This window comes from Fischerella major NIES-592 (genome assembly GCF_001904645.1).
In the GTDB taxonomy this organism is placed as follows: domain Bacteria; phylum Cyanobacteriota; class Cyanobacteriia; order Cyanobacteriales; family Nostocaceae; genus Fischerella; species Fischerella thermalis.
In genome coordinates, this window is the sequence record NZ_MRCA01000008.1 from 41,601 (window position 1) to 55,753 (window position 14,153).

General features: G+C 41.0%; 16 protein-coding genes. 5 read left to right on the top strand and 11 right to left on the bottom strand.

Annotation, left to right across the window (positions count from 1 at the left end):
• Positions 1-107: 107 nt before the first annotated feature.
• The 5 genes from NIES592_RS15315 to NIES592_RS15340 all read right to left on the bottom strand — a co-directional run bounded on the left by NIES592_RS15315 (position 108) and on the right by NIES592_RS15340 (position 3,346).
• Positions 108-299 carry a hypothetical protein gene (locus tag NIES592_RS15315; protein ID WP_009459257.1) on the bottom strand — a complete coding sequence of 64 codons (192 nt, stop codon included), beginning with the start codon at positions 297-299 and terminating at the stop codon, positions 108-110.
• A gap of 309 nt (positions 300-608) precedes the next feature.
• Positions 609-1,184, bottom strand: coding sequence for a GerMN domain-containing protein (locus NIES592_RS15320; RefSeq protein ID WP_073556201.1), 576 nt, complete (start codon positions 1,182-1,184; stop codon positions 609-611).
• A 397-nt stretch (positions 1,185-1,581) separates the two neighbouring features.
• Positions 1,582-1,776, bottom strand: a complete 195-nt coding sequence (rpsU, locus tag NIES592_RS15330) for a 30S ribosomal protein S21 (protein ID WP_009459252.1) — start codon at positions 1,774-1,776, stop codon at positions 1,582-1,584.
• Between the two features lie 120 nt (positions 1,777-1,896).
• The gene (locus tag NIES592_RS15335) at positions 1,897-2,217 is read right to left on the bottom strand and encodes an RNA recognition motif domain-containing protein (protein WP_073556203.1); all 321 of its coding nucleotides are present in this window, start codon (positions 2,215-2,217) and stop codon (positions 1,897-1,899) included.
• Between the two features lie 262 nt (positions 2,218-2,479).
• Positions 2,480-3,346, bottom strand: a complete 867-nt coding sequence (locus NIES592_RS15340; protein ID WP_073556204.1) for a substrate-binding domain-containing protein — start codon at positions 3,344-3,346, stop codon at positions 2,480-2,482.
• Between the two features lie 150 nt (positions 3,347-3,496).
• Here NIES592_RS15340 and NIES592_RS15345 point away from each other — a divergent pair, with 150 nt between their 5' ends.
• Together NIES592_RS15345 and NIES592_RS15350 are read left to right on the top strand one after the other, a co-directional pair.
• The gene (locus NIES592_RS15345; protein WP_073556205.1) at positions 3,497-4,267 is read left to right on the top strand and encodes a putative hydro-lyase; all 771 of its coding nucleotides are present in this window, start codon (positions 3,497-3,499) and stop codon (positions 4,265-4,267) included.
• Entirely contained in the window at positions 4,260-5,222 is a 963-nt protein-coding gene (locus tag NIES592_RS15350; protein WP_073556206.1) for a DUF4392 domain-containing protein, read from the top strand. The genes NIES592_RS15345 and NIES592_RS15350 overlap by 8 nt, the downstream gene beginning before the upstream one ends.
• Positions 5,223-5,304: 82 nt before the next feature.
• On the opposite strand, the gene NIES592_RS15355 is transcribed toward NIES592_RS15350, so the two are convergent.
• Together NIES592_RS15355 and NIES592_RS15360 are read right to left on the bottom strand one after the other, a co-directional pair.
• Positions 5,305-6,165 (bottom strand): 3'(2'),5'-bisphosphate nucleotidase CysQ family protein, encoded by an 861-nt coding sequence (locus NIES592_RS15355; RefSeq protein ID WP_073556207.1) that lies wholly within the window; start codon positions 6,163-6,165, stop codon positions 5,305-5,307.
• Positions 6,166-6,294: 129 nt separating this feature from the next.
• Complete coding sequence (locus NIES592_RS15360; RefSeq protein ID WP_073556208.1) at positions 6,295-7,170, bottom strand: sugar kinase; 876 nt, start codon at positions 7,168-7,170, stop codon at positions 6,295-6,297.
• Between the two features lie 99 nt (positions 7,171-7,269).
• Between NIES592_RS15360 and rsmI the strand changes: the two genes are divergently transcribed.
• Entirely contained in the window at positions 7,270-8,124 is an 855-nt protein-coding gene (gene rsmI, locus NIES592_RS15365) for a 16S rRNA (cytidine(1402)-2'-O)-methyltransferase (protein ID WP_073556209.1), read from the top strand.
• 240 nt (positions 8,125-8,364) lie between these two features.
• On the top strand, positions 8,365-8,544 hold the full coding sequence (rpsU, locus tag NIES592_RS15370; protein WP_009459242.1) for a 30S ribosomal protein S21: 180 nt from the start codon (positions 8,365-8,367) through the stop codon (positions 8,542-8,544).
• A 303-nt stretch (positions 8,545-8,847) separates the two neighbouring features.
• On the opposite strand, the gene pth is transcribed toward rpsU (NIES592_RS15370), so the two are convergent.
• From pth to psbH, 3 genes are all read right to left on the bottom strand, one after another.
• Entirely contained in the window at positions 8,848-9,498 is a 651-nt protein-coding gene (gene pth / locus NIES592_RS15375; protein ID WP_062246892.1) for an aminoacyl-tRNA hydrolase, read from the bottom strand.
• A 72-nt stretch (positions 9,499-9,570) separates the two neighbouring features.
• Positions 9,571-9,819, bottom strand: a complete 249-nt coding sequence (locus tag NIES592_RS15380; protein ID WP_009459239.1) for a TatA/E family twin arginine-targeting protein translocase — start codon at positions 9,817-9,819, stop codon at positions 9,571-9,573.
• 197 nt (positions 9,820-10,016) lie between these two features.
• Positions 10,017-10,220, bottom strand: a complete 204-nt coding sequence (gene psbH, locus NIES592_RS15385; protein WP_009459237.1) for a photosystem II reaction center phosphoprotein PsbH — start codon at positions 10,218-10,220, stop codon at positions 10,017-10,019.
• A gap of 85 nt (positions 10,221-10,305) precedes the next feature.
• On the opposite strand from psbH, the gene psbN reads away from it, so the two are divergent.
• Positions 10,306-10,437, top strand: a complete 132-nt coding sequence (psbN, locus tag NIES592_RS15390; RefSeq protein ID WP_016871838.1) for a photosystem II reaction center protein PsbN — start codon at positions 10,306-10,308, stop codon at positions 10,435-10,437.
• A gap of 272 nt (positions 10,438-10,709) precedes the next feature.
• On the opposite strand, the gene NIES592_RS15395 is transcribed toward psbN, so the two are convergent.
• On the bottom strand, positions 10,710-14,006 hold the full coding sequence (locus tag NIES592_RS15395) for an alpha-mannosidase (RefSeq protein ID WP_073556210.1): 3,297 nt from the start codon (positions 14,004-14,006) through the stop codon (positions 10,710-10,712).
• Positions 14,007-14,153: the final 147 nt, after the last annotated feature.

Sequence of the window (14,153 nt, forward strand, 5' to 3'; positions counted from 1 at the left end):
AAATCAAAAAACGGGTGATTGTGTATTGTTTAACACAATATTTCACCCGTATAGTTACACAGTTTAGTAAATTTCTATCAACATAAAATTGATTTCAATCAACCTAGTTAAACTTGAGTAGCATCTTCCTGATTGATTTGCTGTTCAAGATTAGCGATCGCACCATTTAAACCAGCAAGCTTTGTTTCTAGGTCATCACGCATTGCCTTGAGAAATCTTAGCTTGCGCTCCAAACGATTTTTCCGAGAAACAGGCTCCATATCGTAGCAAGAGTTATACCAGAAATTAAAGGGAAACATAACTACCTTTCCAAATCAAAGCCTACTTAAATTCTGGCGAAATTATTTTCAAATTAGGGGAAAGGTGATGGGAGGAAAACCGATCCAATGTTGATTGTTGGTTGGTTGTTGGTTGTTGATGGTTAGTAGTTAGTGATTCTTCTATACTCCCCCCATCTCCCCACAGCCCCTAATCCCCACCAGGGGCTCCGAGTTTCCCATAGTGATTGCTACCAACTAGAACTAGAATTTGATCATGGCAGGAAGGTAAGGCACATAGTTTTGCATAGACACAGCCGATTGTAGTTGCATGGTGAATCTCAAATTCTTCTATAAAACTATCTGTTCACCTCGTTCAGTGAAGCGAACATCTTTAATTCCCCATTGCGGATTACTTGTGAGAGTTTTGCGGAGACTACCAAATAAAGCAAACTGTTCACAACTTGATAGGGAAGTGATTTGCCGTCGAGACTTAGGATCTAGGCGTAAATCTACTGTTGCAACACCGTCTTTGATATTAACTCGATATCCAAAAAAGCTAAAGTCACCGTTATCCCGTTGTTCCAAAATTTTACCCACCGCATCTGTCACGGGTTGTTGTGCTGCTACCGTGATTGTTTGCGGAACTAGTTCTTGACATTGTGTATCACTTATGTATAAAGTCACATTCACAGTTTTATCTGTCATAAGTGATTCACTCCTGGGTTGAACATTGAGCCTGGCCGTACTTTGAGTTGGTGATTGGGTAGTCGATGCAGGAGTTTCACTGTTTGGCGTTGGTGATGTTGTGATCTTAAATTTACCTTCATAAGTAGGGTTAAAACTACAACTGCTAAGACTGGCAGCTATGGTCAAAAATATGGCAGAGACAATATATTTCTTGCTAGTCTTGCTAACTTTGTTCATCTTCTTTTAGCCCCTAGTTTCCTTTACAATTCGCTTTTGCTGACAGCAAACCAGTAGAAATTTAACATTTAGAAAGGATGAAAATTCTTTGTGTCTTGGAGTCTTAGTGGTTGGTGTTTTTTTACCACCAAGGCACAAAGGCACTAAGAAGCTAAACGATTATGTGGTAAATCACACAACGAGGAGAGGAAATATTGAATTGGATCTATATATCCTCAGCTCTTGTGAGGATATTTCCCAAGAGCAAGCTAATAGGATAATTGCTCGAATGGAAGCAGCAAGAGATGATGTACTTCAGCGTGTCGAACGCATCCAAGTCTTAAAAAACTCCTATTACCTAATAAAAGCCTGCTGATGCAGGCTTTTTGGTTTTTCTGAAATATAGAGTTAAAAAATTTTACCTGGAACGAGAACCGCTGTTACGGCGCTGTTTGTGTCTAGCAACGGCTTTACGCTTTTCTTTTTCTAATGGAGTCTCAAAGTGACGCTTTTTCCTCATATCTTGGAATATACCAGCTCTGGAGACTTGGCGCTTGAATCGTCGTAAGGCTGATTCAATCCCTTCGTTTTCTCCTAATACTACTTGCGCCATTTTTATTACTCCTGGTATGGGTGGATACTTTGCATCAACTAAAGGAAAAAATATTCCAGCAGAGTTGAGTCATTGATTAAATCTGCTGGAGACCTAATATTTAAAATTTTTTATATAAATTTAGTAACGGCGATTATTGCGACCACTGTTACCCCAATTTCCGCCACCAGAAGAGTAACTTCTTTGACTGTTTCTTTCGGGACGAGGTCTTGCTTTGTTAACTTTTAAATCTCTTCCCATCCATTCAGCACCATTTAGCGCTTCAATAGCACGCTCTTCTTCTTCGTCTGACTGCATTTCTACAAAAGCAAAACCACGTACCCGTCCAGTATCACGGTCTGTAGGTAGCTGAACTTTCTTAACTGTACCATATTCAGCAAAAACCTCCCTCAGATCTTCTTCTCTAACCTGGTAGGATAAGTTACCGACGTAAATAGACATAGGGCATCTCCCAAATCAATTGCTGTAGAGAGTTAGATTCGGAGAGACGCTTGTGAAAATCAAAACGAAATTCTCAACCGAAAATAAATCCTGTTACTGGGAGTATAGCAAAAAAATTCTTTGACTACATCGCTGAATAAATGAATGTGTCTTCAAGGTTATAAAGACAGATAATACAAGCGGATTCACCAAAAACCTACGACAGCGGATATACTTTCCCGTAACAGACAAAAACTACCAACAATCAATGCTAGCTTCTACCCTACTTTTTCTGTGTAAAGACAACAAAGTTATGTTTGGCTAATTCTTTTTTTCCGGATTGGCTCCTGGCATAATTCACAAATTCTTGTACAGACTTTGCTGGTGTTTTTTTAATAGTAATTCCAATCGGTATAATCATTGGATACTTATTATTTTTAATATTTTCAAGGCTAGGTTCCACACCATTAAGACTAAGGTGGTTCACTGGTAATTTGTGATAAATAGCATATGCTAAAGAAAAAGCACCAATACTATAAGGTGTATTTTGAATGGCTGCAATCAATTCACTTTCTCTACGCAGAACAACAGCTTCTGATGAGATTTTAAGGTCTTGACCAAGATAGTATTTCCGCAATAAATTTTCAGCAGCTTCTTTTGGTATATCTAAGACAACAATCTTAGCATCAGGCCCACCTAATTCTTGCCAGTTCTTGATACTACCACTATATATTCCTTTCAGTTGCTCAGTAGTCACATTAATTATATTTTTAACACTGGGATGGGTAGCAACTAAAAAGCCGTCTTTAGCAAGTAAGTAATATTCTAGTTTGTCTGCTTTTTCCTCTTGCTGCAATTCTCGACTGAGAGTTCCAATGTCTAACAATTCATCTTTAACTCCAGCAATACCTGCTTTTGATGAAGAAGGTGTGAGTATTGAAACTTTGGTAGTGGGATTTTTCACCTCGTAAGCACTAGCTAACACCTCCAAAGCTGGATAAACACTATTAGAACCAGCAATTTTAATTTCTTGCTCTGCTTGAGTGTTTATGGCAGAATTGGATCTAGTCGCATTAGTATTAATAGCACAGCTAAAAAGTCCTAAAATTACAGCCCCCATTGCAAATATAAATAAGCTTTTCGTTTTCATATCATCTGCCTTGATCAACCAAATAAAGTTAAAACCATATCTGAGAACATAGGAAAATTCAAACTAATTTTACTGGTTAGTATTTTAAGTTTAATAATCTCCAACTACTTAACTTTCCTTGAAAAATAAAGCCCAGCCACTAAGATAGTGATGAACAAACTACTAACTGCTAGCGAAGTTCGGCAATTGTGTCGCCAGGGAAAATATCAAGCCCCAACTCCAGGAGTTGCATCTGGATATGTACAGGCTAATTTAGTCGTCTTGCCTCAGTCTGTTGCCTTTGATTTTATGTTGTTTTGTCATCGCAACCCCAAACCTTGTCCATTATTGGATGTAACTGAAGTCGGCGATCCCGAACCTCGTATGATTGCACCAGGTGCTGATCTGAGGTCAGACTTACCTCGTTACCATGTGTTTCGCTATGGTGAACTGGTAGAAGAAGTTACGGATATCAAACAATTGTGGCGTGATGATTTTGTTGGCTTTTTGATTGGTTGTTCATTTTCCTTTGAGGGGGCGCTGTTGAATAAGGGAATACCTGTGAGACATATCGAAGAAAACAAAAATGTACCGATGTATAAAACTAGCCTGAATTGTATGCCAGCTGGGGTCTTTTCTGGGCCTTTAGTGGTTTCCATGCGTCCTTTATCGCCCCTTGACGCTATTCGTGCTGTACAAATTACCAGTCGTTTTCCCAAATCCCATGGTGCGCCAGTACATCTGGGTGATCCAAATGCGATCGCGATCGCAGATATCAATTCTCCTGATTTCGGTGATCCAGTTACTATTCATGAAGGAGAAATTCCTGTATTCTGGGCTTGTGGTGTGACAACGCAAACTGCAATAGTTCAGGCGAAACCAGAGATAGCGATTACTCATGCTCCTGGACACATGTTCATCACGGATATTAAAGATGAATAAACCTTCTGTCAAAATGGGGGAAAGGTTAAAGGGTAAAGGCCAAGAAATCATTGACAAAATCACTCAACTAGAATCAATTTGTGGGCAAGATGTTGGCAGAGGAATTCAACCCTTAGTAGAAGCAACAAGGGGAGGACTACTCAAAACTGCTCGTTCGATCGCCCAACATCCTGCTCCCCATGTGGCGATTATGACAGGCTTTTTTTTACCCTACGGTAATCCTCCTGCACCGGAAACCGATGGTCCGATTGGTTGTGCGCTGTTAGCGGCAGGTTTGCTGAGGGCGGGAATTCCTGTAAGAATTATTACAGATTCTCTTTGTTTTCGTGCCGTCAAAATAGCAGTGCAAGCAGCAGGAATAACAGCCGAAATTCCCTTTGATATTGTGCCAGTAGAGACAACAAAAAATCAGCAAGCGGTTTCTTCACTCCTGAGCTTATGGGAATCTTTAGAAACACCTATTTCTCATCTGATTTCCATAGAAAGACCAGGTCCTAGTCATGATGGTATTGTCCGCAATATGCGAGGACAAGACATTACAGCCTATACTGCACCTTTACATCTTTTATTTGCATCTAAAAATATCATCACAGTGGGGATTGGTGATGGTGGAAATGAATTAGGTATGGGCAACATTCCTCAAGATATAATTCGTCAACATATTCGGCATGGCGAAAAAATTGCTTGTATTGTTAGTTGTGATTATTTAATAGTATGTGGTGTTTCTAATTGGGGGGCAACTGGTTTATTAACAGCTTTATCTTTACTTCGTCCTGATTGGAAAATAGCAATTCTTTCTGGCTTAAATTCAGAAACAGAGTTTTATATTTTGGAATCAATTGTGAAGCATGGCCCTGCAATTGACGGGATTAAAGGTGTGCCAAGTCTTTCTGTTGATAATTTACCTTTTGAATATCATGCCCACATTATGAAAGTAGCCACTCAATTAATTTAGTTGGTTGTTGATGGTTGGTGGTTAGTAGTTAGTGGTTATTTGTTTTACTCCTCACACCCCCACACCCCACCTCCCCATTACCTTAACTCTTAACTCTATCCCACTCTGCTAAAATCTTTTCTCCTTCCCGACAAAGTATTTCATGAAATTGACCGTTACTAGCTAATAAACCACCCCACTGGTTAATATCTCCGGTGTTGTATTGTAATGGTCTGCCATCGAAGTGGGTGAATTGACCACCAGCTTCTGTTAGGATTAATTCAGGCGCAGCCATATCCCAATCTTTAGGCGCAGATTTCCCAGAAAGAGAAATATAAATATCTGCTTGTTGTTCAACAATAGTCGAAATTTTACAGCCGACACTGCCAACAGCTTTTTGATTTTGGCAAGGTAGATGTTGCAGCAAATATTCGAGTCTGTCATTGCGGTGGGAACGACTAACAACGAGGGTTAAATCTTCGATGCGTTCTCGTGATGATACTTTTAAAGGCGTAGTTTGGCGATCGCGAGTTTCTACAAATGCCCCGCCACCTTTAGTCGCATAATATAATTTATCTGCTTCAGGAACTGCGACCACGGCTAACACTGGACGATGTTCCTGTACTAGGGCAAGGTGAATGGCATACTCACCTGTTTTTTCGATAAAATCCCGTGTACCATCCAAGGGATCAATGATCCATGACCATTGACAACTTGGATGCTTGGCTTGTTCTTCTTTATAGGTTTCTTCACTAATATAAGCAAAGTCTTCATTACCCAAAGCTGCTTGCAATTTCTCCAAAATAAAGTGATTGACGGCTAAGTCAGCAGCCGTAACAGGATCATTATCTTTATACTGGACATCGAGATTTTTTTGAGTTCCATTGTAATAAGACCGCAGTATCTCTGCTGCAGCCCAACCAACAGAACGAGTGAGTTCGAGTATATTTTGTAAATCTGGCATTAATTTTGTCCTATATTCTACTAACCTGAAAACAGGGAAAGGGGATCGGGGATCGGGAATCGGGGATTAACCTAACAGCCAACCCATAATCCATCGGTGTGCATCGGTGTTCATCTGTGTTCGTTCCCTTTAACCTTTTTCCGGACTTCTTATCCAATGGCGTGTGCCAAAAAATTGACAGGAAAAAGCAGCTATTTTTGCTGCTGATGCTAGTGCATCAAGGAAATTTTCCCGTAATACGTAATAACAAAAAGCACCGTGAAAAATATCTCCAGCCCCCAGTGTATCAACAGCAGTAGTTTTTGGCACGTCTACAAAGCCACTTGCACCCGTTTCCTGTATAAGATACTTAATCGGTTTTTCACCCTGGGTAATGGCGATGTGAGGAATACCAAATTTACTGAGATAGGTAAAGACTTGTTCCTGAGTCTGGCAATTGGGAGGATGGAAATTGGCAGAGCAAATGGCGTAATCTACAAAAGGTAAAAGTTTATCAAAACCAGGTTTCCAGCTACCACCATCTATGACTACTGGGATATTATTTGCTTTTGCCATTTGGGCTATTTCTATTCCTACTGTCATTTGGTGTCCGTCAATTAAAACAATATCAACATTTTGTAAAATGTCTGGTGGGATAGCCTGGCTATTGGCTTGAGTTTTGACAGCATTGATGGAAATTACTGCCCGTTCGCCACTGGCTTGGGTAACAATAATAGAAGAAACTGGTGGTGGATTGGTTGTAGCAGGATCAAGGTCAATTATTTCTACTTGATATTTTTCTAAGTCTCCACGAATTAACTGTGTCATCGGATGAGAACCTACTACACCCAACAATTCAGATTGATTACCCAAATGGCTAAAAGTAACAGCAGCATTAGTTGCAGGACCACCTGCGGTAACAGTATAGTCAGCAGCAACTATTTTTTGATTGTTTCTCGGGGGAGATTGGGCGAGATAAATTAGATCGAGGGTTACTAAACCGACAAATAAGCCATAATTGGTCATTGGTTAGTGGTTAATGGTTAGTGGTTAATGGTTACAAACCAATCACAAACTACTAACTACTATCTACTAACTACTAACTACTAACAACTTTTAATTTTCATGCAAACTGATCCAAAACCAGGAACACTTTACATCGTCGCCACCCCCATTGGGAATCTGGAAGATATGACTTTCCGAGGAGTGCGAATTTTACAAACGGTGGATCTGATTGCGGCGGAAGACACACGTCATACGGGGAAGTTGCTACACCATTTTCAAATCAAGACTCCACAAATTAGCTACCACGAACATAATCGTAACAGTCGTATCCCAGAATTATTAAGGCAGTTGGGTGAGGGTAAAGCGATCGCTTTGGTGACAGATGCAGGTATGCCAGGTATTTCTGATCCTGGTTATGAATTAGTGAAAGCGTGTGTTGCAGCAGAAATTTCTGTAGTGCCAATTCCTGGTGCAAACGCTGCAATTACGGCATTGAGTGCAGCAGGATTACCAACGGTTCGGTTTGTGTTTGAAGGATTTTTACCAGCGAAAGCTCAAGGGCGACGAGAACATTTAGAATTTTTGAAGACAGAATCCCGCACTCTAATTTTCTACGAATCTCCCCACCGTTTGCCAGAGACTTTACAAGATTTAGCAGATATTTTTGGCAGCGATCGCCAAATTGTGTTGGCACGGGAATTAACTAAATTGTATGAGGAATTCTGGCGGGGAACCCTAGCACAGGCGCTTGCTTATTGTAGTGATAAGGAACCTCAAGGAGAATATACTTTAGTTGTGGCAGGAAGTCCACCCAGCGAACTGGTGCTGTCAGAAGTAGAATTAAAAGCTGAGTTAACAAAACTCATTACTCAGGGAATGTCGCGATCGCAAGCCAGCAGAGAGTTAGCAAAAGTAACTTCCCTACCCCGCCGCCAACTTTATCAACTGGCTCTTAGTATAGAGATTGGGGATTAGAAGGGAGACAAGGGAGGTGGGGTGTAGACGCGCAAGCGGCTTCCCGTAGGGTAGGGGTGATGGGGGGGAGTATGAGGGGTGTGGGGAGTGTGAGGAGTAATTATTAAATAACCACTAACTACTAACTACTAACTAATAACAAATGACCAATGATAATTGACAATCGCCCAATACTCTATCCCTGATACCCAATTCCCAATACCCATTACAATGGATCATGATTGATAATGAGGACAAAGAATGACCCAGGTGGTTTTAGGAGAGAATGAAGGAATAGAGTCAGCTCTGCGTCGCTTTAAGCGTCAGGTTTCTAAAGCTGGCATCTTAGCTGATGTTAAGTATCATCGGCATTTTGAAACACCATTAGAAAAGCGCAAACGCAAAGCAGTAGCTGCTAGACGTAAACGGCGTTTTAAATAAAAACATCGGCACTGACGTTGCTTGACAAGATTAATGTTAAAACAGCTACAGAGCCTCCGTTATCATTTTGAAAAAAAATAAGCAAGAAGAACCACCCCTCAAATAGGGGTGTAAATTAATAGCCTTGCCAAGTTACGGAGTGCGCCGAGTGTCCGATTATGGTTAGATGGAGCAAGCTAAATTGCTGCCCATCAACCTAACTATATAAAAAAGACAAACATATTTTTCAAACTAATTAATAAAATTCTTTGATTTTATTCTGGAAATATACGTAAAATATAAGTCATACTTTTTACGTATTTATTATTTGATAGTTTCAGGTTCATGATAGACAAGACCGTTGCTGTTACAACGATTCATTGCTTTTTCCACTCCTTGTTTGAGGCATAATTCTACGCATTCACAGACAAAGTTTAATACCTCAGAAACAAACTTCGTTTCAGTTGTCGAAAATTTTCCCAACACATAAGACACAGTATTTTCATCACCATTAGTAGCACCTTTGGGTCTACCAATACCAATACGTAGGCGAGGGAAATTTTGTGTTCCCAAATGTGCGATCGCACTTTTCATCCCATTGTGTCCGCCAGCTGAACCCGACAAGCGCAGACGAGTTTTCCCAAGAGGTAAATCCATGTCATCATAAATGACTAACACAGATTCGGGCGGTAATTTATACCAATTAGTGACAGCTTGTATAGCTTGTCCAGAGCGATTCATATAAGTGAGTGGTTTCAGCAGACGAATTTTGTCGTTAGTAGGTGCAATACCTTCACCGTACTCACCTTGAAATTTGCGATTTTCTGCCAAAGGAATCTGCCAAGAACGGGATAGAACATCCAAAGCAGCAAAACCAACATTATGGCGTGTTTGGTCATACTTTGGCTCTGGATTCCCCAACCCAACAATTAATTGGGGAATCACCAAAGTTGTTTTGGCAGTAGCTTCTGTCATTTGAAGTATGAATTATGAAAATGAAGTCTTTAATATCTTATCCTCCTGCCAACTGAGCCTCCTGCCTTTTGTTCACACTTCTTCCTTTTGAGGTGCTTCTAATTGTTTTGGTTCCAGTTCAGCAGTAGTTTTGACAGCTGCTTCTATTTGAGCTGCTTCTTTTTGAAATTCATTTTGAAATTCCTTAGAAGCGTCTTGAAAACCGCGAATTGCTTTTCCTAAGCTACGACCAATTTCCGGCAATTTCTTCGGACCAAATATTAACAATGCCACCATCATAATTAAAGCCATTTCCGGCAGACCAATACCAAATACGTTCATTTGTGCTTTCTCCTGTCAACTTAAAAACTGCTACAGAAACCCATAAATTTAGTTTAGACATTAGTTCTGGTTAGTGGTTGATAGTTCTTTGTTGGTTGTTCATGGTTGTGGGAAGAACCAACAACAAACTTAACAAAAAAACCCGGAGTGACCGGGTGGGGAAGCTTTTTAATACAAGTGTAAAGGTTCTTTCTCAATTAACGTCCTAAACTCCGCCAATCCACACTGACGTCCTGGATAATTATTGACTTGTTATAGAGTTGCAGAATAATCAGCAGAAACACGAAAAATAGGCCCATAAAAACAGCCATCAGGGGAGTAGTACCCCAACCTGGGGCAACTTTACCATATTCAGAGTTCAGGGGTCTGAGAATATCTCCTAACCGCGTCCGTTGTGCCATATCTCACCTTAAGATAGTTGCCAAAGCATTTTTTAATCTTCTGTAATATTCTATAAGAATAGCACTCATAATCTATCCTTTTATGATGGAACCCGCAACAGTTCTTAGCATTTCCGTTGGCGCGATTGTGATCGTCATCACAGCGCTATCTATTTATACTGCTTTTGGTCCTCCTTCTAAGCAATTGAGCGATCCTTTTGAAGACCATGAAGATTAGACAAGAACTAGGAACTAGAAACTAGGGGTTAGAGGTGAGTGACTAGAGGCTACTAGCAACAAACTAGTAAAAATTTCATTAATAACTAGTCACTTCCTATTTCTTGGTACAGCTTTGTGTCAAATCGTAGCGATTTCAAACGCAAAGGGACGCAAAGTCAGCGCAGAGGGACGCAGAGTCTTGGTGCCAAAATTTTGCCATGGATTTATGCAATTTTGTACTCAGTCTGTAATTCACTATCCATTCATCTAAATTTAGGAGTTGAGTTGTAATCAAGTAGTTGCAGAATCACTCATTTGTAACTTTAAATTAACTATTTTCCAGGGTTTGATAGTGAATTTTTGATCAATAGCTGTAGATGAAAATTCAGAAGTAGAAAAAGGACGCTCCAACAAATCCACAGATTCCTCCAAACTCAGCCCCAGATTATTCTGTAAAGACAAATCGGCTGTTTCTCCGTGACATTCATAACAACGCAAAATCCACTTGTGTGGGTCATCTTCTGCCTGTTTAAATGACATTAAGATTAAATTTTCTGCTGATAAATCTAAGAAACTTGCTTCTAATCCATCTCCATTCACTAAAAGGGGAGGATTCGCAGGACACACTATTACTTGCAAAGGTACATTTAATTCAGACCCGCGTCGGACTGTGTGGGCTGATTTCCAATCACCAGCATGGGGATACAAAGCATAGGTGAATTCATGTACACCTCTGTCTGCTTGAGGGTCAGGCCAGTTAGGACTTCTTAAAAGTGTTAGCCGTAGTTGATGTGGTTGAGCATCATAACCGTACTTACAATCATTTAGTAAACTAACACCGTAAGGATTTTGGATTTTGGATTTTGAATTGTGGATTGGGGATTGGGGATTGGTAAAAAGTTCTTCCTTGTTCCCCTTGTCTACTTCTTCTGTCAAATCTGCCCAACGCAAGGCGGGGACTTCCCATTTTGCCTTTTCTGCTGGGGTTTGAGGTTTGGTTGGACGGCGAATTGCACCACAGGGAATTTCGTAAGTAGCAAAGTCTGCTTCAAGATTGAGAGGAAAAGCTGCTTTCACCAATACATGTTCTTGTTGCCAATCTACCTTCATGGCGATTTTCAGCATAGGTGAAGTTGTTGACAGAATGTAGTCACAGCAAAACTCTGATTCACCAAGTTGCTGTACCACACGCAAGCGGTGTTGTACTGGTCCTTGTTCTAGCCATTGGATAGATTGAAGAGTAGCTGGTGGTAGAGGGTGCTGGGCATAATTAGGGTCAATATTCCACGCATCCCAATATTGACCACTATCTTGAAAAGCTTGTAATAGATTCCCGCCTGCTTGATTGAGAACTTCTCTGTTATTAACCTTGTCAAAAACACTAGATAAATTACCAGTTTGTTCATCAATGATGACTCGCAAAAATTCATTTTCCAAAGTCAATCTTTCTGGCGAAAATTGTTCTTGCTTTTGCAAACTCAAATTGGTATCATCAGACTGGGTTGTGTTATGTGGATTTTTAGGCAGAGAAGGACACAGCCAAAAAACACGGTAGCCAACAGACGGAATATCCCTAGCCAAAAACAGTAGTGTGGAAGCTTCACCTAACTGGGAAACAATTTGGTTGCCAGAATGGTCGTAAATCTGCCATACCTGATTGAATGCAGTCGTAGAGGGTAAGGGAACAGTGACAACCTCAGAACGCTTCCAGTTTAAAGAGTTGAAGACAACCACAGGTAAACTATCTGGCTGTGGCGGTGTTGGGAAAGAAATTTGAGCTGCGATCGCTCGCAACGACTCCTCCAATATCCCCGTACCAACCTTTTCCACTTCCTGCCACTGTGATAAAGCATCCTCATAAACTTCAGTAATTGAGGAACCAGGCAAAATATCGTGAAACTGGTTAAATAAAACTTGCTTCCAAGCAGTTTCCAATTCCGCCTTTGGATAATTTACCCCACAGCGAATAGTGGCGATCGCTGCAAACAATTCCGCTTGATACAACAAATTCTCACAGCGACGATTCCAACGTTTTTGATCGCCGTGGGTAGTATAGCAACCGCGATGGAATTCGAGGTAGAGTTCGTCATCCCAGGTGGGGAGAGTGTGAGAATTGATTATTGATTGCAGGTGTTGGAGATACTTTTCAGCAGTTGTAAATTCTAACTCTGGGAATAGGGGGGATTTTTGCCAGCGTTGGGCAGTTTCTAACATATCACGGGTGGGACCGCCGCCGTGGTCGCCGACACCAGGAAGCCAAAGTGAGTGTGTAAATCCAGTTTGAGTTTGCCATTCAATGGCATAATCAGCCATTTTCACTGGATCAATACCTTCACCCACAGGCGCGGACATTAAACTCAATATTTTACTGCCATCAGGAGAACACCACCAAAACGCACCGTAAGGAAACTTTGTTGTATCATTCCAACGTAACTTCTGCGTGACAAAATACTCAATTCCTCCCTGTTCCATAAACTGTGGCAAAGTTGCACAAAAACCAAAAGTATCAGGAACCCAAACCACACTCACTAGCTTGCCAAACTTTTCTTGTACATAGCGCTGACCATACAACAACTGCCGTACAATCGATTCACCAGTAATTAAATTTAATTCCGGTTCCACCCAAAAACCACCAACAACCTCCCAACTTCCCGCTACTACTTTTTCTTGAATAGCCCTAAATAAATCCGGGCGATTTTCCTCCACCCAAGCATACAAAGCCGGCGTCGAATGGCAAAAAACTAACTCCGAAAAATCCACCTGTAACTGCAAAACCGACTCAAAAGTACTCTGCGCCGCCTCCCAAGTTTCACTCACACGCCACAGCCAAGCCATATCCAAATGAGCATGACCCAACAAATAAATTTTGAATTTTGGATTTTCGATTTTCGATTGCAGTAGATGATTACGTAAAGATAAAAGCCTCCGATCAAACTCTCCCCTCTCTTCCTTGGCGTCCTTCGCGTCTTGGCGGTTCATTACTTCCTCTACCACCACCGCCAAACGATCCAACCTCTCAGGCGCAAACCTTTGCAAAAAACGCTGCGTCACAGCCAACTCATCAGCCACCAAACCAGGATCAGGACACTCCTGTTCATTGGATTCATACATTAAAAGCGATCGCACCAACGCCCCATCACAATGTCCCGGACTCACCAAACGTATAGCTATGAAAAATTCTTCCCCTGGTGTTACCGCCTGACTAACTAAAATCCGAGGCGAACTGTCAAACAAATCTCCTTCACCCACCAACTCCCCATTCACATAAATTTTCGCGGAATTCGCCCACCAAACCAGCGCCAGCCGCAAAGACAAACCCTGTAGTGCATAACCTTCTAAATCCTGGGGAATCACCAATTTCTGTGCTAACCACAAAACTTTTTGTCCCCCAGCCCAAACAATATAGCCCTTAGCATTAATTTGGGCGGGTGTCCACTCAGACAACAAAGATGCACTCACATCAGTCACAGCCAAATCACCTGCAAAACAGCGCCAATGTGGGAGAATATTCGCTTGGCAAAAAGAGCGCAATTTCTCAATTGCTGCTGAGATGATTTTGGTATTGGATGGCGATACGGGAGAGGTCATTCGATTTGAGATTTTGGATTTTGGATTGACTCCACAGATAAATCTAGAGGCTTATACCATCAAAGATATATCTGTCATAATTTTCGCTATTATTGATGGCGTAAATATAATGTATTTCTCTTGTAATGTTAATGGATAGTAGTTAGT

Excerpts from the sequence above, each read along its gene's own strand:
- NIES592_RS15315 (WP_009459257.1), bottom strand. The coding sequence starts at position 299 with ATGTTTCCCTTTAATTTCTGGTATAACTCTTGCTACGATATGGAGCCT.
- NIES592_RS15340 (WP_073556204.1), bottom strand. The coding sequence starts at position 3,346 with ATGAAAACGAAAAGCTTATTTATATTTGCAATGGGGGCTGTAATTTTA.
- NIES592_RS15395 (WP_073556210.1), bottom strand. The coding sequence starts at position 14,006 with ATGACCTCTCCCGTATCGCCATCCAATACCAAAATCATCTCAGCAGCA.
- NIES592_RS15345 (WP_073556205.1), top strand. The coding sequence starts at position 3,497 with ATGAACAAACTACTAACTGCTAGCGAAGTTCGGCAATTGTGTCGCCAG.
- NIES592_RS15320 (WP_073556201.1), bottom strand. The coding sequence starts at position 1,184 with ATGAACAAAGTTAGCAAGACTAGCAAGAAATATATTGTCTCTGCCATA.
- rpsU (WP_009459252.1), bottom strand. The coding sequence starts at position 1,776 with ATGGCGCAAGTAGTATTAGGAGAAAACGAAGGGATTGAATCAGCCTTA.
- NIES592_RS15350 (WP_073556206.1), top strand. The coding sequence starts at position 4,260 with ATGAATAAACCTTCTGTCAAAATGGGGGAAAGGTTAAAGGGTAAAGGC.
- rsmI (WP_073556209.1), top strand. The coding sequence starts at position 7,270 with ATGCAAACTGATCCAAAACCAGGAACACTTTACATCGTCGCCACCCCC.
- NIES592_RS15335 (WP_073556203.1), bottom strand. The coding sequence starts at position 2,217 with ATGTCTATTTACGTCGGTAACTTATCCTACCAGGTTAGAGAAGAAGAT.
- NIES592_RS15360 (WP_073556208.1), bottom strand. The coding sequence starts at position 7,170 with ATGACCAATTATGGCTTATTTGTCGGTTTAGTAACCCTCGATCTAATT.
- rpsU (WP_009459242.1), top strand. The coding sequence starts at position 8,365 with ATGACCCAGGTGGTTTTAGGAGAGAATGAAGGAATAGAGTCAGCTCTG.
- pth (WP_062246892.1), bottom strand. The coding sequence starts at position 9,498 with ATGACAGAAGCTACTGCCAAAACAACTTTGGTGATTCCCCAATTAATT.
- NIES592_RS15380 (WP_009459239.1), bottom strand. The coding sequence starts at position 9,819 with ATGAACGTATTTGGTATTGGTCTGCCGGAAATGGCTTTAATTATGATG.
- NIES592_RS15355 (WP_073556207.1), bottom strand. The coding sequence starts at position 6,165 with ATGCCAGATTTACAAAATATACTCGAACTCACTCGTTCTGTTGGTTGG.
- psbH (WP_009459237.1), bottom strand. The coding sequence starts at position 10,220 with ATGGCACAACGGACGCGGTTAGGAGATATTCTCAGACCCCTGAACTCT.
- psbN (WP_016871838.1), top strand. The coding sequence starts at position 10,306 with ATGGAACCCGCAACAGTTCTTAGCATTTCCGTTGGCGCGATTGTGATC.